At 66.2% G+C, this 320-nt stretch carries 1 pseudogene; it reads right to left on the bottom strand.

Annotated elements, in window-relative coordinates:
- A pseudogene (locus KUM49_RS51000) lies at positions 1-203 on the bottom strand (VOC family protein); the annotation flags it as partial.
- Positions 204-320 lie beyond the last annotated feature (117 nt).

Genomic DNA, 320 nt, shown 5'->3' with positions numbered 1-320 from the left:
GTGGGGCCCACGCCGTCAGGATCTGAGAGGTACGCCCCGTCATCCCACTCGTCCTCCGGAACCTCATGATGCGAGAACCACTCCTCCCAGCTCCCGAATCCTGCGGGCGGGGGCTTCTCCTCGTAGCCCAACGCCAGCGCCCAGAACGCGGCCAGTTTCCCCGGGTACGCGCAGTCGATCGTCAAGCCCCACTTGGTCGCCATGAGCCCTCCCCAGTCGGATGAACGGACTGTACCGCGCACCTCCGACACCTCCTGCCCGCTGCCTCAAACGTGCGCCGCGGCTTGACGAACGGCATCAGGAATCGATGAGGATCCCGC

This window comes from Streptomyces sp. AC555_RSS877 (assembly GCF_019049245.1).
GTDB lineage: Bacteria > Actinomycetota > Actinomycetes > Streptomycetales > Streptomycetaceae > Streptomyces.
The sequence above is the reverse complement of the archived record's forward strand: the minus strand, read 5'-3'. Positions and strand labels throughout refer to the sequence as shown.